Below are 23,863 nucleotides of genomic sequence, written 5' to 3'. Positions count from 1 at the left end.
CCTCCTGTCAGGATGTCAGATGGTCGTGCAAGCTGAGCGGGTCGAGCTTGACGAGCCCTTCCTTCTCGATCACATCATAGTAGCTCATCTGGTTGCCGGGGTAGTTGCGCATTTTCCATCCGCCCATGTTTTTGTTGCCGCCGTACAGCGGGTCCGAGTAGACGCCTTCCAGCGTCAGCGATCGGAGCATGTTGAAGAACGTCGCCGCGGGAACGCCCTTGAGCTCGACCTCGTTCGCCTCGAACGCCGTCAGGACGGCGTCCTGCTCCTCCGCCGCGAGCTTGGTGAATTTTTTCTTATATTTGTCCTCGCTGTATTCGTTCAGCGCGTCCAGGCCGAGAGCGATCAGCTCCTGCCGCTTGAACGTCAACTGGTAGCCCTGGTAGGCTTCGCCGGGATGGAAGGGGGGCGACATGTAATCTCTCGCGTTCGTTCCGTACGCGCTCGCCATCTGATGGTCGATGAAGAAGGCGACGCCCAGCTCCTTGGCGCCGGGACCCAGATCGTCGGCGGGGAAAATCCGCTCCGCGGCGGCTTCGGCCGTCTGGAATTGATCCTGGGTGAAAAACATGAGCGCCTGGTTGTAGTCCCGGTCCGCTTCGGCGGCGGGAGGCGTGCCGGAAGGGGACGGGGACGGAGCGGTCTTGCCCGTGCCCGCCTTCCGGTTCGCTCCGATCAGTCCGCCGACGACGCCGCCGACGACAAGGCCGCCCACGGCGGTGCCGGTATATTTGAGGAATCGCCTTCTCGATTCGTCCTGGGGTTCGTTTGGCTTCCCGCCCGGATTGTCGTTTGACATCTGGATCGCCAACCCTTTCTATACGAGTGGATTATCGGTCGTTCAGTCGTATCTTTTCCACTCCTGCATTTCCTATCCACCGGGGTTCCGATTGACGCAAAAGTGCAAACAAATACGAAAATGCTATATGCGCAGATACCGTTCCTTGAGGTATGATAGAGAAATAGAAGACGGTCCGACGGACGCTTCGGACGCGTCGGCAGACGCCTATACAGGAGGACAACCTATGCGATTTACGAAAATGCACGGACTCGGCAACGACTTCATCGTCGTCTACGGAGAGAAGGAGCTGCCCGCGAACGCGCCGGAGCTGGCGGTGCGGCTGTGCAACCGGTATTTCGGCATCGGCGCGGACGGATTGGTGTACATTCTGCCTTCGGAACGCGCGGATTTCAAAATGCGCATCATCAACTCGGACGGCTCGGAGGCGGAGCAATGCGGCAACGCGATCCGCTGCGTGGCCAAGTACGTATACGACAACGGCCTTGCGGACCGCACGGACTTGACGATCGAGACGATCGGCGCCGGCGTTCAGCCGCTGCGGCTGACGGTCGAGGACGGCAAGGTGCGGCAAGTTCGCGTCGATATGGGCGAGCCGATTCTGAACGGCCTTGACGTGCCGACGACGATCGACGCAAACCCGGTTGTCGGCCACAAGGTCGAAGTCGACGGCCGGGAGTTCGCGTTCACGGCGGTGTCGATGGGCAATCCGCACGCCGTCATTTACGTGGACGACGCGAAGAGCTTCGATCTGGCGAAGTGGGGGCCGAAGCTGGAAACCCATCCGCTGTTCCCGCGGAAAATCAATGTCGAATTCGCGACGGTGCATTCGCGGGACCGGGTGGACATGCGGGTATGGGAGCGCGGCGCGGGCCCGACGCTCGCATGCGGCACGGGAGCTTGCGCGACGCTCGTCTCCTCCGTGCTGAACGGCTTGACGGACCGGAAAGCGACGATCTCGCTCGCCGGCGGCGACCTGCTGATCGAATGGAGCGAACAGGACAACCGCGTGTACATGACGGGGCCCGCCGCTATCGTTTTCACGGGCGAAGCGGAAGCGTGAACGAGAGACGTTGCGAAGAAGAACCCGGCCGTGGCCGGGTTCTTCCTCGTGTCGAACGGCTGCGGCGAGAGGATGGAAAAACCGCTTATTCAACGCGCAACCTGCGCCGTCCCTCTTGTCCGGCCTAGCATTTTCAAGTAAAATGAATCAATATGGCTTGCGATTCGGAGCGAGGCTCCGGCGTTCTCGCGAAGCCGGTTATGCTATTGTATCTACCGTATCTATGTCCCGCAGTATGCGGGGGGCCGCTTTCGGTAACAATGGGAGCGTAGCAGGGTTGCCCCGGAAATGCTTGCGAGGAATGACCGGAGGGAAAAGTTGCATGGCGATCAAACTGATCAACATCGGTTTTGGCAACATCGTTTCGGCGAATCGCATTATTTCCATTGTCAGTCCGGAATCGGCGCCGATCAAGAGAATCATCCAGGAAGCGCGCGATCGGCACATGCTGATCGACGCCACGTACGGCCGCCGCACGCGGGCCGTCATCATTACCGACAGCGATCACGTAATTCTGTCGGCCGTCCAGCCGGAAACGGTCGCTCACCGTTTGTCGACCAAAGACGACGATAATGACGAATGAATCGGGGAAGTCCATGAACAAAGGTTTGCTAATTGTGTTATCCGGGCCTTCCGGCGTCGGCAAGGGAACGGTATGCGCGTCTCTCCGCCGCAAAATGCCGGATCTGGTGTACTCCGTCTCCGCGACGACTCGCGCTCCCCGGAGCGGCGAGCAGGAGGGCGTGAACTATTTCTTCAAGACGAAGGAACAATTTCAGGAGATGATCGCCCGGGACGCGCTTCTGGAGTACGCGGAATACGTCGGCAACTATTACGGCACGCCGCGCGAATTCGTAGAGAAGACGTTGAACGAGGGCAAAGATATCATTTTGGAGATTGAAGTCCAGGGGGCTCTCAAAGTCAAAGAGAAATTTCCCGACGGCGTGTTCGTCTTCCTGCTTCCGCCGTCGCTCGGCGAACTGAAGCAGCGGATCGTCGGCCGCGGCACGGAGTCGCAGGACAAGATCGACCACCGGCTGGCCGTCGCCGTCGAGGAGATGAACCTGCTGAGCCGTTACGATTACGCCGTCGTCAACGACGAGATCGATTGCGCCTGCGCGCGCATTCAGGCGATCATAACGGCCGAGCACTGCAGGCGGGAACGGTTTTTGCACGAGCTGTTCGACGAGCTGAAGGGCCTGACGGCAGCCAAAAACGGATCGGAGAGGTGAGCGCATGTTATACCCGTCGATTGACGAACTGGTACGTAAAGTAGACAGCAAGTATACGCTCGTCGTGGCGGCGTCCAAGCGGGCGCGGGCGCTGCGGGACGGCAAGCCGTCGCAGCTGACGGCGCCGAAGTCGCACAAGGTCGTCGGCTTCGCGCTGGAGGAAATTTATTTGGATTACATCAGCGTCGAGGCGCAGAAGACGGAGCCGGACAACAAATGATTCGGCCGGCCGGTTGAAGGCAAAAGAGAAAATAAAGACGAGAAGATAAGGACAACCCGAGCGGTTGTTTTTTTTCTCGGCTTCAAGGGTAAAGGCCGCCCCGGCGGGTGGAGGGAAGCGCGGCGTTTCCAGTAACGGGAGGGGATTGTATGAGCAAAACGTTGGCAGGCCGCACGATCGTGCTCGGCATTACGGGCGGAATCGCGGCGTACAAGGCGGCGACGCTGTGCAGCCGTCTCGTGTCGTACGGCGCGGACGTCCGGGTCATCATGACGGAGGGAGCGACGAAGTTCATTGCGCCGCTTACGCTGCAGACGCTGTCGCGGCACCCCGTGGCGACGGACACGTTCGACGAGCGCGACGCCGCGAAGGTGCAGCATATCGACCTCGCGGACGCCGCCGACCTGGTCGTCGTCGCCCCGGCGACCGCCAACATCATCGCGAAGATGGCGCACGGACTTGCGGACGACATGCTGAGCACGACGCTGCTCGCCACGACGGCTCCGGTGCTCGTCGCCCCGGCGATGAACGTTCATATGCTCGCCCATCCGGCCGTGCAGGCCAACCTTGGCATCCTCGCGGACCGCGGCGTGCGCTTCGTCGAATCCGGCACGGGCCAGCTGGCTTGCGGCTACGTGGGCAAGGGCCGCCTGGCGGAGCCGGACGAGATCGTCGCCGCGATCGTCGGGCTGCTTGCCGGCGATCGTCCGCTCGCGGGGCGGAAGGTGCTGGTGACGGCCGGGGGAACGGTGGAGCGGCTCGATCCGGTCCGTTATATAACGAACGATTCCTCCGGCAAAATGGGGTTCGCCCTGGCCGAAGCCGCGCGCGACCAAGGGGCGGACGTGACGCTCGTCTGCGCGCGGACGGACGCTCCCCCGCCTCCCGGGGTGCGCGTTGTGAAGGCGGAATCCGCGCAGGAGATGCTCGACGCCGTCATGCAGCGGCTGCCTGAGGCCGACGCGGTTGTCAAGGCTGCCGCGGTGGCGGATTATCGGCCGGTGGTGCGGCATGCGGAGAAGATGAAGAAAGGGCCGGACAAGCTGACGCTGGAGCTGGAGCGGACGACGGACATCCTGCAGGCGATCGGGGAATGGCGGCGCGAAGGCGGGGCGGCGGGCAGAGGTCCGTTCGTCGTCGGCTTCGCCGCCGAGACGAACGACGTGGAGCGGAACGCCCTCGACAAGCTGCGCCGCAAAGGCTGCGATCTGATCGTCGCCAACGACGTGACGCGGGAAGGGGCGGGCTTCGGCACGGACACGAACGTCGTCAGCGTGTTCGGCGCCGAAGGGCTGCTCGAATCGATGCCGCTGCAATCGAAGCGCGCCGCGGCCGAGCGGATCTGGCAATGGGTGCGCGAGCGGGCGGGCTGGAACGGGGAGGCGCCCCGCTCATGAGCGTAGCCCGAGTGATCGTCGACGTGCCGAGCCGGGATACCGACCGGCCGTTCGACTATCTTATCCCGGACCGGCTCCTGGGATGGGTCGAGACGGGCAGCCGCGTGGCCGTTCCGTTCGGCGGCCGGACGCTGCAGGGCATCGTCGTCGCGGTCGCCGAGGACGCTTCGGTCGACCGCGCGCGGCTGAAGGAGCTCGCGGACGTGCTGGACGCCGTTCCGCCTCTGTCCGCGGAGCTGATCGAGCTCGGCGAATGGATGAGCCGGCGGTGGCTCTGTCCGCTGGCGATCTCGCTGCAGGCGATGCTGCCCGCCGCGCTGAAGGGCCGGACGGAGAAATACGTCGCGCTCGCCCGCGGAGCCGTATGGACGGAGGAGGAGACGCTGGCGTTCGGCGCCTTGCGGCAGGCGCTGGAGCGGCATTCTCCGCTGAAGCTGGCGAATTTGCTGCAGCAGTTCCCGGGGCAGGCCGACGCGATCAAGAAGCTGATCAAGTCGGGCAAGCTCGAAGAGCTGCAGAAGGTCGAGGACCGGCTCTCCGTGCGGACGGTGCTGACCGTGTTCCCGCCGGGGCCCGAAGCGTTGCGCGAGGCGCTTGCGGGCCTTCCGGCGCGGGCCGTCAAGCAGCGCGAGACGGTCGAATACTTGCTGGAGCACCCCGAACCCGTCCCGCAGCAGCAGCTGGCGGAAGCGGTCGGGACGACGACGGCGACGCTGCGCGCATTGGCGGACAAAGGCGTCTTCGAGCTGCGCCCGGTGACGGAAGACCGCGACCCGTACGCGGGCCGCGCGTTTCCGCCGTCCTCGCCGATGCGGCTTACGCCGGCGCAGGCTGCGGCGTTCGAGCCGATCGCCGCGGCCGTGGAGGCCGGGCGCCATGAGGTGTTTCTGCTGCACGGCGTGACGGGCAGCGGCAAGACGGAAATCTATTTGCAGGCGATCCAGAAATGTTTGGAGCGGGGGAAGGAAGCGATCGTGCTCGTGCCCGAGATCGCGCTCACGCCGCAGATGGTCGAACGGTTCAAAAGCCGGTTCGGGGAACGCGTCGCCGTGCTGCACAGCCGCCTCTCGAACGGAGAACGCTACGACGAGTGGCGCAAAATCCGCGACGGCCGCGCTCAGGTGGCCGTCGGGGCGCGCTCGGCCATCTTCGCCCCGTTCTCCCGGATCGGCCTGATCGTCATCGACGAGGAGCACGAGAGCTCCTACAAGCAGGAAGAGAGTCCGAAATATCATGCGCGGGACGTCGCGGCGGAGCGGGCGAGAAAGCACGGAGCGGCCGTCGTGCTCGGCTCGGCGACGCCTTCGCTGGAGACGTACGCCGCGGCGGCCGCCGCGCGGAGCGAAGCCGCAGCAGCAGGCGCGCGAAGCGAAGCCGCAACAGCAGGCGCGCGAAGCGAAGTCGCCGCCGCTGCCGGTGAGCGGAGCGGCGGACTCGGGCGGGAAGGCGGGTTCGCAGCCGCCGAAGCGGGTAGCGGGGCGGTCGAACGCCTGCGCCCGGTGTACGTGCCGCTGCCGGAGCGGGTAGCGGACCGTCCGCTGCCCGGCGTCGCCATCGTCGACATGCGGGAGGAGCTGAAGCTCGGCAACCGCGCGATGTTCAGCCGGGCGCTGTCCGAGGCGCTCCAGGCGCGGCTCGAGCGGGAGGAGCAGGCGGTGCTGCTGCTCAACCGGCGCGGTTACTCGACCTTCGTCATGTGCCGCTCGTGCGGCTACACGGCGCAATGCCCCCACTGCGACATCGCGCTGACGTATCACCGCGGCTCGCAGAACCTTCGCTGCCATTATTGCGGCTACGCCGAACGCGAGCCCGAAGCCTGCCCTTCGTGCCAGAGCCGGCACATCCGGTTTTTCGGCACGGGAACGCAGAAGGTGGAGGAGGCGCTGGCGCTGGCCTTTCCCGGCATCCGGGTCATTCGCATGGACGTTGACACGACGTCGGAGAAAGGTTCGCACGAGAAATGGCTGACGCAATTCCGCGAGCGCCGCGCCGACGTGCTGCTCGGAACGCAGATGGTGGCCAAAGGGCTCGACTTTCCCCGCGTGACGCTCGTCGGGGTGCTGGCTGCGGACTCCGCCTTGAAGCTGCCGGATTTCCGGGCGCCGGAGCGGACGTTCCAGCTGTTGACCCAGGTGGCCGGGAGAGCCGGACGGCACGAGCTTCCCGGCGAGGTCATCATTCAGACGTACGAGCCGGAGCATCCGTCGGTGGCTCTGGTCCAGCAGCACGATTACAACGCCTTCGCGGCCCAGGAGCTGCGCCATCGCCGGGTTCTCGGTTATCCTCCGTTCGGCCGGCTCATCGCCGTGACGCTGTCGCACGAGCAGGCGCCGCGCCTGATCGCGCTCGGCGAGGCGTTCGCCGCCAAGCTGCGCGAGCGCGCATCGGGAGCGGGGCTTACAGGCTCGTTTGCGGGCGGGGCGCCGCACGCGCTCGAGGTGCTCGGGCCGGTTCCTTCGCCGATTCCGAGACTGAAGGATCGCTACCGTTTTCAATGTATGGTAAAATATCGGGGAGACGTGGACGGTCCGGCCTGGACCGCACAGGCGCTCAAAGAGCTGGCGGAGACGGTGAAGCGCTCCGGCGTCCAGGTCAGCGTGGACGTAGACCCTCAGATGATGCTGTAGGTCCGGCCAGTTGTTTCGAATGTTACAGAAAGTTTATGTTCGCTAAAGCGTTAAAGCGAATAAGAACTTTGCGTACTTGGAAAAACTTCCGCCAAATCGCGGTCGCTTATGCTTGAGGGACTTCGATAGAAGTTTTTCTTACAATCCCGGCAAAAGGGTGATGAATTCATGTCCATTCGTATTATCGTCAAACATCCGGACGAAGTTCTGCGGGAACGCGCGAAGGAAGTGACGAAATTCAACGCGAATTTGCATAAGCTGCTGGACGACATGGCCGAGACGATGTACGACGCGGACGGCGTAGGTCTCGCCGCGCCGCAGGTCGGCATCTCCAAGCGGGTCATCGTCGTCGACGCGGACGAAGAGCACGGCTTGATCGAGCTTGTCAATCCGGAGATCGTCTCGAAGGAAGGCGAGCAATTCGGACCGGAAGGGTGCCTGAGCATTCCCGGTCTGCAGGGCGACGTCCGCCGCGCGCAGAAGGTCGTCATCCGCGGCCAGGACCGCTACGGCAATCCGGTCGAATATACGGGAACCGACTTGCTGGCGCGGGCGTTCCAGCACGAGGTCGACCATCTGAACGGCGTGCTGTTCATCGATCTGGCCGAATCGGTGTACGAGCGCAAGGCGATTCCGGAACAGGATGGGGAATGACATGCGGATCGTGTTCATGGGAACGCCGGACTTCGCCGTTCCTTCGCTGCGGTCGCTGCTCGACGGAGGCTGGAACGTCGTCGCGGCGGTCACGCAGCCCGACCGCCCGAAGGGGCGGAAGCGGGAGCTGACGCCGCCGCCGGTCAAGGCGTTCGCGCTGGAGCGCGGATTGCCCGTGCTTCAGCCCGAGCGCATGCGGGCGGCGGAGGCGGTCGAGGCGGTGGCCGCGCTGAAGCCCGATCTGATCGTGACGGCCGCGTACGGGCAAATTTTGCCCAAGGCGGTGCTGGATCTGCCCAGGCTCGGCTGCGTCAACGTGCACGGCTCCCTGCTGCCCCGCTATCGCGGCGGCGCGCCGATCCAGCGCTCGATCATCGACGGGGAGAGCGTGACCGGCGTTACGCTGATGTACATGGCGGAAGGGCTCGACACGGGGGACATGATCGCCCGCGTCGAAGTGCCGATTACCGACGAAGACACGGCGGGGACGATGTTCGAGAAGCTGAGCGCGGCGGGAGCGGAGCTGCTCCTCGAATGGCTGCCGAGGCTGGCCGACGGTACGGCTCCGCGCGTCCCGCAGGACGACGCGCTGGCGACGTACGCGCCGAATTTGACGCGCGACGACGAGCGGCTTCACTGGGAGCGCACGTCGCGGGAGCTGTTCAACCGGACGCGCGGCCTGTATCCGATGGCCGGGGCGTTCACGTATCTTGCGGGCGAAGTGTTCAAGGTGTGGGGCGTCAAGGCGCCCGATGCCGGGGACTTCGACCTGCGCCCGGAATGGCGGGCGGCGGCGCCGGGCACGGTGCTCGACACCGGCCCGTTCGGCATTCGCGTGCGGACGGGCGACGGCAGCGTCGTGCTGACGGAAGTGCAGCCGGCGGGCAAGAAAGCGATGTCCGCGGCGGAGTATGCGAGAGGGGCGCGGCTTCCCCTGGGTACGGTGCTCGGGTAGACGAGCGCCGTTTTTCGTTTGGCGATTTTGCGGCTTACGGACAGGAGATCCCTTATTTAAGCGAGCGGGAGTTCATTTGGAAACTTAAACGGACAGAGAATCCCTTATTCGCTTGGAGAGGGGCCGTATTCGGGGGAAATCCCGCCGTAAGCGGACCGACGGTCCGTTAGCATGCCAAAAATGCGGTGATTCCGGAAAATAGCGGATTCTGTGTCCGTTGCGATAGGCGTTCGCGGGGCTGCGGGGGCAGCGGCATCGACGCAGGCCGGCAACGAGCCCCCGGACGGGTGTTGGCGCAAAGCTCTCCGCCCCGTCCAAGGAGCCCGAAGGCGTGGAAGCTTGCGGGCGCCGAGGGGCGGCGGGATGCAAGGCAGCGATCGTTCATGCAGCCGCAAAGCTTGTCCGTGGACATACTGTCGGATAAGCGGACGGCGTAGAAGTTTCGTAAAAAGCAATCGTATAGCAATCGGAGGGTTCCGACGTTGAGCAACCGAGACAAGCCTTATCATAGCCGTACGGGCGGCAAGGACGGACGTCATAGGCCGGACCGGCCCGGCGACAAACGCGCAGCCGCCTCCGCCAAGCCAGGCGGCCCGGCTCCGGCGGGCGGCAGGAGCGCGCCGCCCGAGCGAAGGAAGCCGGCCGGCCCGCGCGAGGTTGCGCTGCGCGTGCTGGAGCGGGTGGAGCGGCAGGGGGCGTACAGCGGCCTGGAGCTCAACCGCATGCTGACGGAGGCGGAGCTGTCGCGTCCGGACGCCGCCCTGGCGACGGAGATCGTCTACGGCACGATCCAGCGGCTGAACACGATCGACTTCGTGCTGGCGCCGAGAGTGAAGGGATGGCCGAACAAGGTGGAGCCGTGGGTGCGCAGCCTTCTGCGTCTGAGCTATTACCAGCTGCGCTGGCTCGATCGCGTCCCGGCGCACGCCGTCACGGACGAGGCGGTGCGCATCGCCAAGAGGCGCGGCCACGCCGGCATCGCCGGGCTCGTCAACGGCGTCCTTCGCGGCCTGCTCCGCGAAGGCGTCGCCCCGACCTTGCCCGCCGGTCTGGACGAGGCGGTGCGCATCGCGCTCGAGCACAGCCATCCGCGTTGGCTCGTCGAGCGCTTCATCGCCGCCTACGGCGAAGCGGCGGCGGAGGCGATTTGCGCGGCCGGCAACGAGCCGCCGCGCGCTTCGGCCCGCGTCAACCCGCTGCGCGCGGAACGCGGGGAGCTGCTTAAGGCGATGGCCGCCGAAGGCATCGATGCGCGGCCGTCCGAGCTCGCCCCGGCGGGCATCGTTGCGACCCGGGCGGGGAGCCTGGCGGCGACGCCGTGGTTCCGCGAAGGGCGCATCACGGTGCAGGACGAGAGCTCGATGCTCGTCGCCGCCGTCGCCGCGCCGGAGCCGGGCATGCGCGTGCTCGACTGCTGCGCCGCGCCGGGCGGCAAGTCGACCCATCTGGCGGAGCTGATGGGCGACCGGGGCGAGGTGATTGCCAACGACATTCACCCGCACAAGGAAGCGCTCATCGCGCAGCAGGCCGAGCGGCTCGGCCTGACGTGCATCCGCACGACGGTGGGCGACGCGGCGGAGCTGGCCGCGAAGCTGCCCGCAGCGTCGATGGACGTCGTGCTCTTGGACGCGCCTTGCTCCGGCTTCGGCGTCATCCGCCGCAAGCCGGAGATCAAATGGAACAAGACGGCCGAAGACGTCGCCTCTCTGGCCGATCTTCAGCGCCGCTTGCTCGCGCAGGCCGGCCAGCTCGTCCGCCCGGGCGGAACGCTCGTGTACAGCACCTGCACGATCGCGCCGGAAGAGAACGAGGAAGCGGTGCGCGGCTTTTTGCGGGAGCATCCGGACTTCTTCCTGGACCCCGGCTGGCCCGCTGAGATCGTGCAAACGCTGAAAAGGGCGGGTGCGCTGCCCGTTCCGTTCGAAGGGATGGCGCAGCTTCTTCCCCATCAGTTCGGCAGCGACGGATTTTTCATCGCCCGCATGAAGCGCCGCGGGCTAGGCTGAAGGACCGGCTTCCGGGCCGGACCCGCGCCGCTTTTGGCTCTCACGGCGTTTATGGTAAAATAGAGCGAACGGTGGTGACCTCATTGGAAAAACAACAACTCAAGGGATTGGACAGCAAATTAAACTATAAGCCGGACATCCCTTTTATTTACGACCTGACGCTCGAGCAGCTCCAGGAATGGACGAAGGTGCAGGGCGAGCCCGCTTTTCGCGCCGGACAAATTTTCGACTGGCTGTACGTCAAGCGGGTCGATTCGTTCGATGAGATGACGAATCTGCCGAAGTCGCTGCGCGACAAGCTTGCGGCCTCGTTCGCCTTCGTCACGCTGACGGAGATTACGAAGCTGCAGTCGAAGGACGGAACGGTCAAGTTCCTGTTCGGGCTGCACGACAACCACGCGATCGAGACGGTCATTATGCGCCACAATTACGGCAACAGCGTCTGCGTCACGACGCAGGTCGGCTGCCGGATCGGCTGCACGTTCTGCGCGTCGACGCTCGGCGGCCTCAAGCGCAATCTGACGGCCGGGGAGATCGTCGCCCAGGTCGTGCAGGCGCAGAAGCTGCTCGACCCGGAGGGCGAGCGGGTGTCCAGCATCGTCATTATGGGCTCGGGCGAGCCTTTCGAGAACTTCGACAACACGATGACGTTCCTGAAGCTGATGACCCATCCGAAGGGATTGAACATCGGCCAGCGCCATATCACGGTATCGACGAGCGGCATCGTTCCCAATATCATCCGCTTCGCGGACGAGAACACCCAGATCAATCTCGCGATCTCGATTCACGCTCCGAACGACGAGCTGCGGTCGAAGCTGATGCCGGTCAACCGCCGCTATCCGTTCGCGGAGGTGATGGACGCGTGCCGGTACTACATCGAGAAGACGGGCCGCCGCATCACGTTCGAATACGCGCTGATCGGCGGCGTCAACGACCGCCCGGAACACGCGGAGGAGCTGGCCGACGTGCTGAAGGGAATGCTGTGCCACGTCAACCTGATTCCCGTCAACTACGTTCCGGAGCGGGACTACGTCCGCACGCCGCGCGACGACATCTTCGAGTTCCACCGCATTCTGGAGCGCAAGAAGATCAACGCGACGATTCGCAGGGAGCAAGGCCACGACATTGCGGCCGCCTGCGGGCAACTGCGGGCGAAACATATGGAGGCGCAGGCGAGGTGACCGCTGTGAGAACGGCAATGCGAAGTCATGTTGGCAAAGTAAGACAAGTGAACGAAGACTGCGCCTGGATCGGGCGCACCGGCAACGGGCTGGTCGCGGCGGTCGTCGCGGACGGCATGGGCGGGCACAAAGCCGGAGAAGTGGCCAGCGGCATGGCGGTCGAAAGCTTGAAGCTGTCGCTGTCCGCCTGGCGGGAGGATATCGCGGCCGCCGGGAGCGCCGACAAGCTGCGGGAGTTGATCGCGAGCGCGAACGCGGCCGTCTACGAGGCGGCTTCGGGCGACGAGCGGTACTCCAACATGGGGACGACCGTCGTTGTCGCGCTGCTGGACGACAGCCGGGGGCTCATCGGCCATATCGGGGACAGCCGCATTTACCGGCTGCGGGAGGGCGAGCTCGCGCAACTGACCGACGACCACACCCTCGTGAACGAGCTGGCCAAATCCGGTCAGCTCAGTCCGGAGGAAGCCGCCCATCATCCCCGCCGCAACGTGCTGACCCGCGCGCTCGGCACCGACAAGGAGGTCGAGGCCGACGTCCGGCTGATCGATTGGCGGCCGGGCGACCGTCTGCTTCTATGCAGCGACGGGCTGAGCAATCTGGTCGAAGCGGATACCATCGCGGAGACGATGGCGGGACCGGAAGACGATCCGGAACAAACGGTCGACCGTCTGATCGCGCTTGCCCTGCTTGCCGGCGGCGATGACAACGTTACGGTTGCCCTGGTCGTTTACGATTCGGACGGCGACGTCTCGGGAGGCGGTGCGGCATGATCGGTCAGACGCTGGGAGGACGGTACGAGCTCCTGGCCCGCATCGGCGGCGGGGGCATGGCGCTCGTCTACAAGGCCAAAGACTTGGTGCTGGGCCGGTTCGTCGCCGTCAAGGTGCTGCGGCAGCAATTTATGCACGACGAGGATTTCGTCAGGCGGTTCCGGCGCGAGGCGCAGGCCGCGGCTTCGCTGTCCCACCCGAACATCGTCAGTATTTACGACGTCGGCCAGGACGAAGACACGCATTTTATCGTCATGGAATACGTGGACGGGAACAATCTCAACGAAATTATTCGCGAGCGGGCGCCGCTCCAGGCGGAGGAAGCGGTCCGGATCGCTTCGCAAATTTGCGACGCGCTCGACCACGCCCATCATAATCAAATCATCCATCGCGACATTAAACCGCACAACATCCTGATCGGCAAGAACGGCCGGGTGAAAGTAACGGACTTCGGCATCGCGCGGGCGGTCACTTCTTCGACGATCACGCAGACGGGCTCGGTCGTCGGCTCGGTGCATTATTTCTCGCCCGAGCACGCGAAGGGCGTGGCGACCGGCGAGAAGTCGGACATCTACTCGCTCGGCATCGTACTCTACCAGATGCTGACGGGAAGGCTGCCCTTTCTCGGCGAGAGCCCGATCAGCGTGGCGCTCAAGCATCTGCAGGAACCTTTCGAGGAGCCCCGGCTCGTCAATCCGCACATTCCGCAGAGCGTCGAGAACGTCATTCTGAAGGCGATGCGCAAAAATCCGCAGGAGCGCTACGCGTCGGCCAAGCAAATGCTGGACGACCTGGAGACAAGCCTGCAGCCGCAAAGGCTGAACGAGCCGCGCCTGCATTTCCCTGGCGACGACGACGAGGAAGAAGAGCGGACGCTGGTCATTCCGGCGCTGAAGCCGGACATGCGCATGTCCGGAGAGGAGACGGTCGCCAGGGGAGAAGACGGGAAGCGGGACGCCGGCTTCGAGGAGCCGAAGCGGCGCTGGGTTATGCCGACCGTGCTGTCCGCCGTCGCGCTCGTGCTGGTCGGCATTCTGATCTGGGCGGTTCTGGCGCTCAAAGGGCAGCTTAGCCCGAAGGACGTGCAGGTTCCGACCGTCGTAGGCACGAAGTACGAAGACGCCAAGGCGCAGCTGGAGCAGCTCGGCCTCAACGTCGTCGATCCGCCTCCGCAGAAGGCGAGCGACCAGTACGACGTGGGCGTCGTCATGGAGCAGGACAAACAGGACATGTCCGTCAAGGAAGGGGCGACCATTACGCTGACCGTAAGTTCCGGCAAGGAGCTTACCCCGATGCCGGCGCTTACGGGCTCCTCCTACGACGATGCGGTCGATCAGTTGAAGAGCCTCGGGATGACCGAGGACCGGATCGTCAAGAAGGAAGAGTACAGCGACAGCGAGGAAGGAACGGTGCTTAGCCAGGACCCGCCGGCGAACCAGGGGTTCGATCCGGAGGAGGCGACCGTCACCCTGACCGTCAGCAAGGGGCCGGAAACGGTCAAGATGCCGAATCTGATCGGAATGACGCTCGAAGAGGCGAAAGCCGAACTGCTCAAAAACAATCTGCGGCTCGACGAGCAGAAGATCAGCTACGAGCCGAGCTACGTAACGAAGGGAACGATCTTCAAGCAGTTCCCGGCGGAGCAGAACGAGACCGTTCAGGTCGGCACGGCCGTGCAGGTGTGGATTAGCAACGGTTATCCGGCGGAAGCGAAGGAGAAGACCTACAACGTAACCGTATCGCCGGCCGTGGAAGGGACGGCGAGCACGATTCGGATCGTATATTCGGATGCGCGCGGTCAAAATATCGAATATAAAACGAAAAAGATCCAGTCGACGACGACGTTCCCGGTAACGCTCGTTCTCGCCCCCGACACGGAAGGGGAGATCAAGGTGTACCGGGACAACCAGCTCGTGGACACCTTCCCGGTGCCGTACGAGGACGTTCCGGCCGCGACGGAGCCGGACGTTCCGGCGTCGACGGATCCATACGCCGATCCGGGATTCGGGCAGGACAATCCGAACGGCTATCCGGATGGCGGCCAGGACAACAACCAGGACAACGGACGATGACCAAAGGAGGCTTTGAATGCCTGAAGGCATGATTTACAAAGCGCTCAGCGGCTACTATTACGTCGTCGACGACGAAGGTCGCGAAGTGCAATGCCGGGCCCGGGGCATCTTCAAGAAAAGGGGGGAATCCCCCCTCGTAGGAGACCGGGTGCGGTTCGCCGCTACGGAGAACGGAGAGGGAACGGTCGACGAGATCCTGCCCCGGACGACGGCGCTCGTCCGGCCGCCGGTCGCCAACGCGGATATGGCCGTTCTCGTCTTCTCCGTCGTGCGGCCGGAGCTGAATTTGCAGCTGCTCGACAAGTTCCTCGTGCATACCGAACACGCCGGACTCGACGCGCTGATCGTCCTGACGAAAACGGACGCAGCGGAAGAGTCGGACGAATGGGAACGAATCCGGGCGGATATCGAGTCGGCCCGCGCGTTGTACACTGCGATCGGCTACGAGACGATCGCGACCAGCTCGAAGAGGGGCGATGGCATCGGCGAGCTGAGAGAGCGGCTCGTCGGCCATATCAGCGTATTCGCGGGGCAGTCCGGCGTCGGCAAGTCGTCGCTGCTGAACGCGCTCGTTCCCGGCCTGCGGCTGGAGACGAGCGAAATCAGCGAGAAGCTCGGCCGGGGCCGCCATACGACCCGGCATGTCGAGCTGGTGAGGCTGGGCGGCGGGGGATATGTGGCCGATACGCCCGGCTTTAGCCAGCTCGACTTCGCGGAGCTTGGCATCGAGCAGATCGGCGATTGCTTCCGGGAGTTCCGGGAGCTGGCGCCCGGCTGCAAGTTCCGCGGCTGCACCCATCTTCACGAACCCGGCTGCGCGGTGCGAGCCGCGAAGGAGAGCGGCGAGATCGCGCCAAGCCGTTACGACCATTACGCCGGCTTCATGGCGGAATGGAAAGAGAACAGACGGAGGTACTGAAGCAATGACGATTATCGCACCTTCCATCCTGTCGGCGGATTTCGCCCGGCTGGGAGAGGAGGTCCGCGAAGTGGAAACTCACGGAGCGGATTGGATTCATATCGATATTATGGACGGGCAGTACGTCCCGAATCTGACGTTCGGGCCGCCGGTCGTGGCGGCTATCCGCTCTTATACGAAGCTGCCGTTCGACGTTCATCTGATGGTGAACACGCCGGAGCGGCTGTTGGACGACTTGGTCAAGGCGGGAGCGGACCGGATTACGGTGCACGCGGAAGCCTGCGTCCATCTTCACCGGACCGTTCACGCGATCCGCGAGCTCGGCCTCAAGGCGGGGGTGGCGCTCAATCCGCATACGCCGCTGTCCGTCCTCGATTACGTGCTGGACGATCTCGATCTCGTGCTCATCATGACCGTCAACCCCGGCTTCGGCGGGCAATCGTTCATTCCCGCCATGCTGCCCAAAATCCGCGCCCTGCGCGAAGAGCTGAACCGGCGCGGGCGGACCGAGGCGCACATCGAGGTCGACGGCGGCATCAACGGCGAGACGGCGAAGCTCGTTGCGGAAGCCGGAGCGAACGCGCTCGTGGCGGGCAATTACATTTTCGGACAGCAGGACCGTTCCTCCGCCATTTCGACACTCCGGGCGGCAGCCCAAAGTTGAAATGGATCCCTTCCTGCCGGTATAGGACAAAGCGGCTTCCGCATACATATGAATCAACAGCGCGCGCCGGGAGGTTACGGACGCGTTCGCGCGTTCATTCTGCGGGGCCGCCAAGGGACCGGAGGAGGGTGTGAGGATGAAGTTTTATACGATCAAGCTTCCGAAATTTCTGGGCGGGTTTGTCAAGGCGATCCTGAACACGTTCCAGAAGAACTGACGCCTCCATGGAACCCGCGGTTCCCGGAGGCTCCGGCTTTGCCGGGAAGGCGCTTCAACGATAAAAAAAACGCCGGCGGACGCCGATCCGGGCACAGACGGATTCCGCGTTCGAAGGCGAAATAACCAAAAGCACCTGGCCTCCAGGTGCTTTTGTCATGACGATCGTATAGGTTCATTACACGGCTTATTCGATCCCGAACGTTCCGAGCCCACGCGCAGCGCGATTATACGCGGGTCACTTTGCCGGATTTCAGGGCGCGGGTGCTGACGTAGACCCGCTTCGGCTTGCCGTTGACCAGAATGCGCACTTTCTGCACGTTGACCCCCCAAGTACGGCGGGTATGGTTGTTGGCGTGAGATACGTTGCTTCCGGAGCCGGGCTTCTTGCCCGTAATATAACATTTGCGTGCCATTAAATCCACCTCCCTACCAAGTCCTTGCAGACACTTTCCCTATCATAGCATAGGCTCAAAGGCGTTGCAATCGGCGATTTCGGCTTCAATCCGGGGATTTTTTATAGTACAATGAGACATAGTCCATAATACCACCATAAAGGAGTGAATTTCCATGCCCATGCAGCTGTCGACGGAATACGGGAAAATCGATATAGCGGATCAAGTTGTGGCGGTCATTGCCGGATCGGCGGCCGTGGATTGTTATGGACTGGTCGGCATGGCGTCGCGCAAGCAGCTGAAGGACGGCATCGCCGAGCTGCTTGGACGGGAGAACCTGTCCAGAGGCGTGGAAGTCCGCCGGGAAGGCGAACAAGTTCATTTGGATTTGCACGTGATCGTAAGCTACGGGACGAAAATATCCGAAGTCGCCCACAATATCCAGACCAAGGTCAAATACGTGCTGGAGGAAGTCGTGGGGCTTCGCGTGTATTCGGTCAACATTTATGTTCAAGGCGTTCGCGTGACTCGCTAGGCATCGACCGGACAAACGCTACATGATCTGGACTACGACCGATCGTACCTTTCGGAAGGGGATTTCTCATTTGAGCAAACGCAGCTTGAACGCAGCGGAATGGACGGCCATGGTGCTGGCGGGCGCGGAGCGTCTTGCCCTGCACCAGGAGCGCGTCAACGAACTGAACGTTTTTCCCGTTCCGGACGGGGATACAGGAACGAACATGAACATGACGATGTCGGCCGGTGCGGCCGAATTAAAAAATAAACCTTCGGAAGAGGTCGGTCGGGCTGCGGAGGTGCTGGCCAAAGGGCTGCTCATGGGCGCCCGCGGCAACTCCGGCGTCATCCTGTCCCAGCTGTTCCGCGGCTTCGCGCGCGCGGTGTCCGGCCAGCGCGAATTGACGGTGCCGGCGTTCGCGGCAGCTCTACAACAGGGAGTTGACACCGCTTACAATTCGGTCGGCAAACCGGTCGAAGGAACGATTCTGACGGTCGCCCGGGAAGCCGCCCGCCACGGGCTGGCGGCATCGCGGCGCACGGCCGATCTGGCCGAATGGATGAGCGAGGTTCACGCCAAGGCGGTCGAGACGCTGTCCCGCACCCCGGACATGCTTCCGGTGCTGAAGCAGGTCGGCGTCGTCGATTCGGGCGGACAAGGTCTCGTTTATATATACGAAGGGTTCGCCGATTATTTGAACGAGGCCGACTCGTTTGCCGCCGGCGACGTTCCTTTCGGCCAAGCGCCGACCGGGCCGTCCGGGCCGCAGCCTGCGGCTGCTCCCGCCCTGAACGCCGCCGGGGAACCGAACGTTCGTCACAGCGCTCAATCGCGGCTGACGACGGAATCGATCCGATATCCGTACGATATGGAATTTTTCATTCGCCGGGACGCGTCGGCGGCCCGAATTCCGTTCCCGGAAGCGTCTTTCCGTGAGGCGCTGGAGAAGGACGGGGATTCGATCATTCTGATCGACGACGGCGACATCGTCAAAGTGCACGTTCATTCCCGCCGGCCGGGCGACGTGCTGAACGCCGCGATCGTCTACGGCGAGCTCACCGAGCTGCGCATTCTCAATATGCAGGACCAGCACCGCGATCTGCTGCGCGCGGACGCGGAACCGGGACCCGCGGCGCCGCGGCCGAAACCGGACGAAGGAGAAACGATCGGCCTGGAGGCGGCTTCGGGCTTGCCGGCGGAGACCGGACCGGCGGATGCGGGCGTCTCGATCGCGGAAGGCGTCGCGCCCAATCCGAACGCTTACGAGCTGGCGCCGTTCGGGATTGTGGCGGTGAGCGTCGGCCAGGGCAACGAGGAGCTGCTGCGCAGCCTCGGGGTCGACGCCGTCATCTCCGGCGGCCAGAGCATGAATCCGAGCACGGAAGACTTCATGAAGGCGATCGACGCGCTGGCGGTCGAGCACGTCTTCCTCCTGCCGAACAACCCGAACGTCCATATGGCCGCGAAGCAGGCCGCGGAGCTCGCCGAACGGCCGGTCACGGTCATCCCTTCGACCAGCATTCCGCAAGGGATGGCGGCGCTGCTCGCCTTCCGCGAGGAGGATTCGGCCGACGTCAACGCGGCGCGCATGCTCAAGGCGATCGAAGGGGTATCGACGGGGCAGCTCACGCGCGCGGTTCGCGATACGCGGATGGACAACCTGGTCATTCGCGACGGGCAGTACATCGGCATTCTGAACAAGAAGATCGTCGTCGCCGAGGACAGCATGAAGGAGGCCGCCCGCCTGCTTCTCGACCGGATGATGGCATCCGGCGACGAGCTCGTCATGATTCTGACGGGCGAAGGGGCCGATTCCGAATGCACCGGCGCTTTGGTCGCCTGGCTGGACGAACGCTACCCCGAAGCCGAAGTCGAGGTGCACGAGGGAGGACAGCCGCTGTATCCTTATTGGTTTATGGTGGAGCCGATTTAGAAGCGTGGTGAATAACAAGCGTCCGGAGCGGAATCGTTCTGGAGAAACGAAGTGGTCGCTCGCCTTTGTCCCCGGATTTCAACCCCTTCAGGGGTGATTCAATCAGAGAAATCTGGGGACAAAAGCGATCGGAAGAACGATCCGCTCCCCAGCGCCTGTTTTTCACCGGTCTTTTAGTCAGGCCGGGCGGACGATACTACGAACGGAGGAAGCGTCCATGAATTCGATCGCGATCGTAACGGACAGCACCGCGGATATTCCCGCAGAGGTGCGGGAGAGGCTCGGCATCGAGATGGTGCCGCTCCGGGTTCATTTCGGAGAGGACACGTATCTCGACAACGTCACGCTGCAGCCTGCGGATTTTTACACGAAGCTTCAGGCTTCCCAGGCGCTCCCGAAGACGTCGCAGCCGTCACCCGCCGATTTCTACGAAGTGTTCAAGCGCCATGCGGACGAAGGACGGCAGGTTCTGTCCTTCCATCTGTCTTCCGCGCTCAGCGGGACGTACCAATCCGCGGTTCTCGCGCAATCGATGCTGGAAGGCGAAGGCGACGTCACGGTCGTCGATTCCAAGTCGGCTTCCTACGGATACGGCATGCTGGCGGTGGAAGCGGCGGAGCTCGCCCGCCAGGGAGCGTCCAAGGAGGAAATTTTGGAGCGGGTGGCGCGTTTGAAACGGGAGACGAAGCTTTATTTTCTCGTGGATACGCTGGAATATTTGCATAAAGGCGGGAGAATCGGCCGGGCGTCGGCGATGTTCGGCTCGCTGCTGAACATCAAGCCGATTCTGACCATCGACGACGAAGGCTACGTTACGGCGCTGGACAAGGCCCGCGGGCAGAAGCGGGCGTTCGCGCGCATCGTCGAAATGCTCGATGCGGACTTCGCCGACGTTCCCGCCGACATGTCGGTCGTTGTGACGCCGGGGCGCACGGAGATGGCGGAGGAACTGATCGGCATCTTGAAGGAGCGGTTCCGGATTCGCCGGTTCAACCGATCCGAGATCGGTCCCGTCATCGGCACGCATGCGGGGCCGGGCACGGTCGGGGTGTTCTTCACGCCGTCACCCGCGGAATGAAGCGCAGTATGAAAGGTGAAGGGTATGGCTAACGATTTGTTCGCTATCCCCGTAGAGAGACTCCGAGGCGTGAGCACCCAGAAGGCGGGGGAGCTTCACGCCTTGGGTATTTCATCGGTCGGGGATCTGATCGAGTATTATCCGTTCCGTTACGAGGATTACCGGGTTCGTCCCCTTCACGAGGCGAAGGACGGAGAGAAGATTACGGTGCAGGGGCGGATCGCGACGGCCTCCTCCCTGCAGCGATACGGCCGTACGGCAAGGCTTTTGTGCCGGGTGACGGTGGACGGCTTGCTCGTGACGGCCGTCTGGTTCAACCGGGCTTACCTGAAGGATCAGCTCGAGATCGGACGGGACATTACGCTGACGGGGAAGTGGGATGCGCGCCGCCGGCAAATTACGGTGGCGGAGTCGGAGTTCCCGGACCGGGGAGGCGCGAAGACGGGGACGCTGCAGCCGGTCTATTCCGTCGGCGGAAGCTTGACGCAGGCGTGGATGCGCAAAAAAATCGACGAGGCGTTGAACCAGTACGGCGCGATGATTCCCGAGCTGCTGCCCGCCGAGCTGTTGAACCGCCACGCGCTCATTCCCCGGCGGGAAGCGGTTCTGCGTCTTCACCGTCCCGAGAACACGAAGGAAGGACAGGAAGCGAGACGCCGCATGGTCTACGAGGAGCTGTTCCTGTTCGAGCTGAAGCTGCAAGCGTACCGCGCCGCGAATCGCAAGCAGCCGGACGGCATCGCCCATCAGGTGAAGAGCGAGGAAGTCCGGGCGTTCGTCTCGTCGCTGCCGTTCGCGTTGACCGACGCCCAGAAGCAGGTCATCAACGAGATTACCTACGACATGAAGCGGCCTTACGCGATGAACCGGCTGCTTCAGGGAGACGTCGGCTCGGGCAAAACGGTCGTGTCGGCGGTCGCGCTGTTCATGACGGTGCGGTCGGGCTGTCAGGGAGCGCTTATGGTGCCGACGGAAATATTGGCCGAACAGCATGCGCGCTCGCTGACGAAGCTGTTCGAGCCTTACGGCATTCAGGTCGGCTTGCTGACGGGCAGCCTGACCGAGCGCAAGCGCAAGGACGTGTTGGCGGCGCTGCAGATGGGGCTGATCGACATCGTCATCGGAACGCACGCGCTCATCCAGGAGGACGTCTATTTCCGCCGGCTCGGTCTTGTCGTCACGGACGAGCAACACCGGTTCGGCGTCAACCAGCGCAGCATTCTGCGGAAGAAAGGGCTGAACCCGGACGTGCTCATGATGACGGCGACGCCGATTCCGCGGACGCTCGCCATTACCGTCTTCGGGGATATGGACGTGTCGACCATCAAGGAGCGGCCGAAGGGGCGCAAGCCGATCAAGACGTATTGGGTGAAGCACGAGATGATGGACCGGGTGCTCGGGTTTATCCGCCGGGAAGCGGCGCTCGGCCATCAGACGTTCTTCATCTGCCCGCTGATCGAAGAATCGGAGAAGCTGGACGTGCAGAACGCGATCGACCTGCATGCGCAGCTGCGGCAGGCGCTCCCGGAGCTGGCGATCGGGCTGCTGCACGGGCGCATGACGCCGGCGGAGAAGGAAGAGGCGATGGGCGAATTCGCGGCCGGCAAGACGAACGTGCTCGTGTCGACGACGGTCATCGAGGTCGGCGTCGACGTGCCCAATGCGACGCTGATGATCGTCATGGACGCCGAGCGATTCGGGCTGTCGCAGCTGCACCAGCTGCGCGGGCGCGTCGGCCGGAGCGATCATCAATCGTACTGCGTGCTGATCGCCGACCCGAAGTCGGAGAACGGCCAGGAACGGATGAAGGCGATGACGGACACGGACGACGGCTTCGAGATCGCCCGGCGCGACCTGGAGCTGCGCGGGCCGGGGGACTTCTTCGGCACGAAGCAGAGCGGGGTGCCGGAATTTAAGGTGGCGAATCTCGTGGAGGATTTCGCGGCGCTCGAGCAAGCGCGGGACGACGCCGCCGAGCTGACGGCCAAACCGGAGTTCTGGACGTCCCCCGCGTATGAGCGGCTGCGGGAGTACTTGCGGAGAGAGGCTCTGTTCCAGGGCGAGCCGCTGGATTAAATAGGCCCGTGCGGGGTCATCTTGCACAGGCGTTCGGCATAGGATAAACGGGATTATGCCGAAGGGACGTGGAAGGAATGAGCTGGCAAAAGTTCGGCATCCGGCCGGACCTGGTGGAGCGCATCAAATTCAAAATGAAAAACCCGGCGACGAAGGAGAAAATCAGTCAGCTGCTAGACGGAGCGACCAAGTACGATCTGCAGGACCGGGTGAAGGTGAAGAAATGGGTCAAGGCGGCCGCCCGCATTCTGAACGAGCCGCTGACGGACATCCAGGAGGAGCAGATCGTCAGCTTCGTTCTCGCCCAGAAGATCGATCCGAGAAATACGTTCCATCTCCTCAAACTCTGGGCGATGTTCCGTTAAGCAGGGTCCAACGGCAGGCTCATCTGTTCGCCGACCCTCTCGATGCAGCCGGGATCGTCGTTATAGGCCCGGCCGACCCGGTCGGATACTTCGTAAGCCTCCATCTCATCCGCCGGGTACGGAACGAGAAGCTTCCGCAGCTTTCCGGGGTCTCCCAGCCGGCGGTCCAGCCACAACGGCTCGTCCTCCGGCCGGAGGATGACCGGCATCCTGTCGTGGATGCCGGCCATCAGCCCGTTCGGCTCGGTTGTCAGCACGGCGCATGTGTGCAGCTTCGATCCGTCCGGCGCCGTCCACGTCTCGTACAGGCCTGCCATGCTGAACAGCCCTCCCGTCTTCAGACGGATCCGGAACGGCCGGCTCTTCTCGCCGGGCGTCTTCTTCCATTCGTAGAAGCCGTCGGCCGGCAGCAGGCAGCGCTTGCTTCGATAGGCCTCGCGGTAGGACGGACGCTCCTCGACCGTCTCGGCCCGCGCGTTGATCATCTTATAGCCGACTTTGGGATCGTCCGCCCAGGGAGGGACGAGCCCCCACCTCAGCAGCCCTAGCCGGTTGCGTCTGCCGTCGCTCAGGACGGCGGGAACGAGCTGCCCGGGCGCCACATTGTATCTCGGTTCCAGGAACGGAATCCCCGTATTTTCCGCGAAATAGCGGGCCATCAGGTCTTCCAGCGTCACCGTAATCGTGTATCTGCCGCACATGGAAGGCTCCTCCGATTCAT

The 23,863-nt window shown here is 63.5% G+C and carries 23 protein-coding genes; 20 read left to right on the top strand and 3 right to left on the bottom strand.

Going from position 1 to position 23,863, the window contains the following annotated elements; translation table 11 throughout:
* Positions 1-7: 7 nt before the first annotated feature.
* Positions 8-799: a gluconate 2-dehydrogenase subunit 3 family protein gene (locus tag G485_RS0100925; protein WP_027090959.1), complete on the bottom strand. Its 792-nt coding sequence runs from the start codon at positions 797-799 to the stop codon at positions 8-10.
* 226 nt (positions 800-1,025) lie between these two features.
* Between G485_RS0100925 and dapF the strand changes: the two genes are divergently transcribed.
* The 15 genes from dapF to spoVM all read left to right on the top strand — a co-directional run bounded on the left by dapF (position 1,026) and on the right by spoVM (position 16,779).
* Positions 1,026-1,862: a diaminopimelate epimerase gene (gene dapF / locus G485_RS0100920; protein WP_027090958.1), complete on the top strand. Its 837-nt coding sequence runs from the start codon at positions 1,026-1,028 to the stop codon at positions 1,860-1,862.
* A 322-nt stretch (positions 1,863-2,184) separates the two neighbouring features.
* Entirely contained in the window at positions 2,185-2,445 is a 261-nt protein-coding gene (gene remA, locus G485_RS0100915; RefSeq protein WP_005548256.1) for an extracellular matrix/biofilm regulator RemA, read from the top strand.
* Between the two features lie 13 nt (positions 2,446-2,458).
* Positions 2,459-3,094 carry a guanylate kinase gene (gene gmk / locus G485_RS0100910; protein WP_027090957.1) on the top strand — a complete coding sequence of 212 codons (636 nt, stop codon included), beginning with the start codon at positions 2,459-2,461 and terminating at the stop codon, positions 3,092-3,094.
* A 4-nt stretch (positions 3,095-3,098) separates the two neighbouring features.
* A complete protein-coding gene (rpoZ, locus tag G485_RS0100905; RefSeq protein ID WP_027090956.1) occupies positions 3,099-3,314 on the top strand; it encodes a DNA-directed RNA polymerase subunit omega in 216 nt (71 codons plus the stop codon).
* A gap of 149 nt (positions 3,315-3,463) precedes the next feature.
* Complete coding sequence (coaBC, locus tag G485_RS0100900; RefSeq protein ID WP_027090955.1) at positions 3,464-4,711, top strand: bifunctional phosphopantothenoylcysteine decarboxylase/phosphopantothenate--cysteine ligase CoaBC; 1,248 nt, start codon at positions 3,464-3,466, stop codon at positions 4,709-4,711.
* Positions 4,708-7,338: a primosomal protein N' gene (priA, locus tag G485_RS0100895; protein ID WP_027090954.1), complete on the top strand. Its 2,631-nt coding sequence runs from the start codon at positions 4,708-4,710 to the stop codon at positions 7,336-7,338. Before coaBC ends, priA begins: the two co-directional genes overlap by 4 nt.
* Positions 7,339-7,506: 168 nt before the next feature.
* A complete protein-coding gene (def, locus tag G485_RS0100890) occupies positions 7,507-7,992 on the top strand; it encodes a peptide deformylase (protein WP_027090953.1) in 486 nt (161 codons plus the stop codon).
* Position 7,993: 1 nt separating this feature from the next.
* On the top strand, positions 7,994-8,947 hold the full coding sequence (fmt, locus tag G485_RS0100885) for a methionyl-tRNA formyltransferase (RefSeq protein ID WP_027090952.1): 954 nt from the start codon (positions 7,994-7,996) through the stop codon (positions 8,945-8,947).
* Positions 8,948-9,609: 662 nt separating this feature from the next.
* Positions 9,610-10,953 carry a 16S rRNA (cytosine(967)-C(5))-methyltransferase RsmB gene (gene rsmB / locus G485_RS24685; protein WP_035154422.1) on the top strand — a complete coding sequence of 448 codons (1,344 nt, stop codon included), beginning with the start codon at positions 9,610-9,612 and terminating at the stop codon, positions 10,951-10,953.
* Between the two features lie 83 nt (positions 10,954-11,036).
* Positions 11,037-12,134, top strand: coding sequence for a dual-specificity RNA methyltransferase RlmN (rlmN, locus tag G485_RS0100875; RefSeq protein ID WP_240489033.1), 1,098 nt, complete (start codon positions 11,037-11,039; stop codon positions 12,132-12,134).
* Between the two features lie 17 nt (positions 12,135-12,151).
* Positions 12,152-12,907, top strand: coding sequence for a Stp1/IreP family PP2C-type Ser/Thr phosphatase (locus G485_RS0100870; RefSeq protein ID WP_035154304.1), 756 nt, complete (start codon positions 12,152-12,154; stop codon positions 12,905-12,907).
* The gene (pknB, locus tag G485_RS0100865; protein WP_027090949.1) at positions 12,904-14,979 is read left to right on the top strand and encodes a Stk1 family PASTA domain-containing Ser/Thr kinase; all 2,076 of its coding nucleotides are present in this window, start codon (positions 12,904-12,906) and stop codon (positions 14,977-14,979) included. Before G485_RS0100870 ends, pknB begins: the two co-directional genes overlap by 4 nt.
* A gap of 16 nt (positions 14,980-14,995) precedes the next feature.
* On the top strand, positions 14,996-15,898 hold the full coding sequence (gene rsgA / locus G485_RS0100860; RefSeq protein WP_027090948.1) for a ribosome small subunit-dependent GTPase A: 903 nt from the start codon (positions 14,996-14,998) through the stop codon (positions 15,896-15,898).
* 4 nt (positions 15,899-15,902) lie between these two features.
* Complete coding sequence (gene rpe, locus G485_RS0100855) at positions 15,903-16,562, top strand: ribulose-phosphate 3-epimerase (protein WP_027090947.1); 660 nt, start codon at positions 15,903-15,905, stop codon at positions 16,560-16,562.
* A gap of 136 nt (positions 16,563-16,698) precedes the next feature.
* Positions 16,699-16,779 (top strand): stage V sporulation protein SpoVM, encoded by an 81-nt coding sequence (gene spoVM / locus G485_RS24680; RefSeq protein WP_010345573.1) that lies wholly within the window; start codon positions 16,699-16,701, stop codon positions 16,777-16,779.
* 226 nt (positions 16,780-17,005) lie between these two features.
* On the opposite strand, the gene rpmB is transcribed toward spoVM, so the two are convergent.
* Positions 17,006-17,194: a 50S ribosomal protein L28 gene (rpmB, locus tag G485_RS0100845; RefSeq protein WP_027090946.1), complete on the bottom strand. Its 189-nt coding sequence runs from the start codon at positions 17,192-17,194 to the stop codon at positions 17,006-17,008.
* 154 nt (positions 17,195-17,348) lie between these two features.
* On the opposite strand from rpmB, the gene G485_RS0100840 reads away from it, so the two are divergent.
* The 5 genes from G485_RS0100840 to G485_RS0100820 all read left to right on the top strand — a co-directional run bounded on the left by G485_RS0100840 (position 17,349) and on the right by G485_RS0100820 (position 23,142).
* Complete coding sequence (locus G485_RS0100840; RefSeq protein WP_027090945.1) at positions 17,349-17,708, top strand: Asp23/Gls24 family envelope stress response protein; 360 nt, start codon at positions 17,349-17,351, stop codon at positions 17,706-17,708.
* 70 nt (positions 17,709-17,778) lie between these two features.
* Entirely contained in the window at positions 17,779-19,623 is a 1,845-nt protein-coding gene (locus G485_RS0100835) for a DAK2 domain-containing protein (RefSeq protein ID WP_027090944.1), read from the top strand.
* 217 nt (positions 19,624-19,840) lie between these two features.
* Positions 19,841-20,701, top strand: coding sequence for a DegV family protein (locus G485_RS0100830; protein ID WP_027090943.1), 861 nt, complete (start codon positions 19,841-19,843; stop codon positions 20,699-20,701).
* 24 nt (positions 20,702-20,725) lie between these two features.
* Entirely contained in the window at positions 20,726-22,777 is a 2,052-nt protein-coding gene (gene recG / locus G485_RS0100825; RefSeq protein WP_027090942.1) for an ATP-dependent DNA helicase RecG, read from the top strand.
* A 77-nt stretch (positions 22,778-22,854) separates the two neighbouring features.
* A complete protein-coding gene (locus G485_RS0100820) occupies positions 22,855-23,142 on the top strand; it encodes a stage VI sporulation protein F (protein ID WP_027090941.1) in 288 nt (95 codons plus the stop codon).
* On the opposite strand, the gene G485_RS0100815 is transcribed toward G485_RS0100820, so the two are convergent.
* Positions 23,139-23,843 (bottom strand): SOS response-associated peptidase, encoded by a 705-nt coding sequence (locus G485_RS0100815; protein ID WP_027090940.1) that lies wholly within the window; start codon positions 23,841-23,843, stop codon positions 23,139-23,141. The two genes, G485_RS0100820 and G485_RS0100815, sit on opposite strands and share 4 nt — an antisense overlap.
* Positions 23,844-23,863: the final 20 nt, after the last annotated feature.

The sequence above is a fragment of the Cohnella thermotolerans DSM 17683 genome (assembly GCF_000429825.1).
GTDB lineage: Bacteria > Bacillota > Bacilli > Paenibacillales > Paenibacillaceae > Cohnella > Cohnella thermotolerans.
The sequence above is the reverse complement of the archived record's forward strand: the minus strand, read 5'-3'. Positions and strand labels throughout refer to the sequence as shown.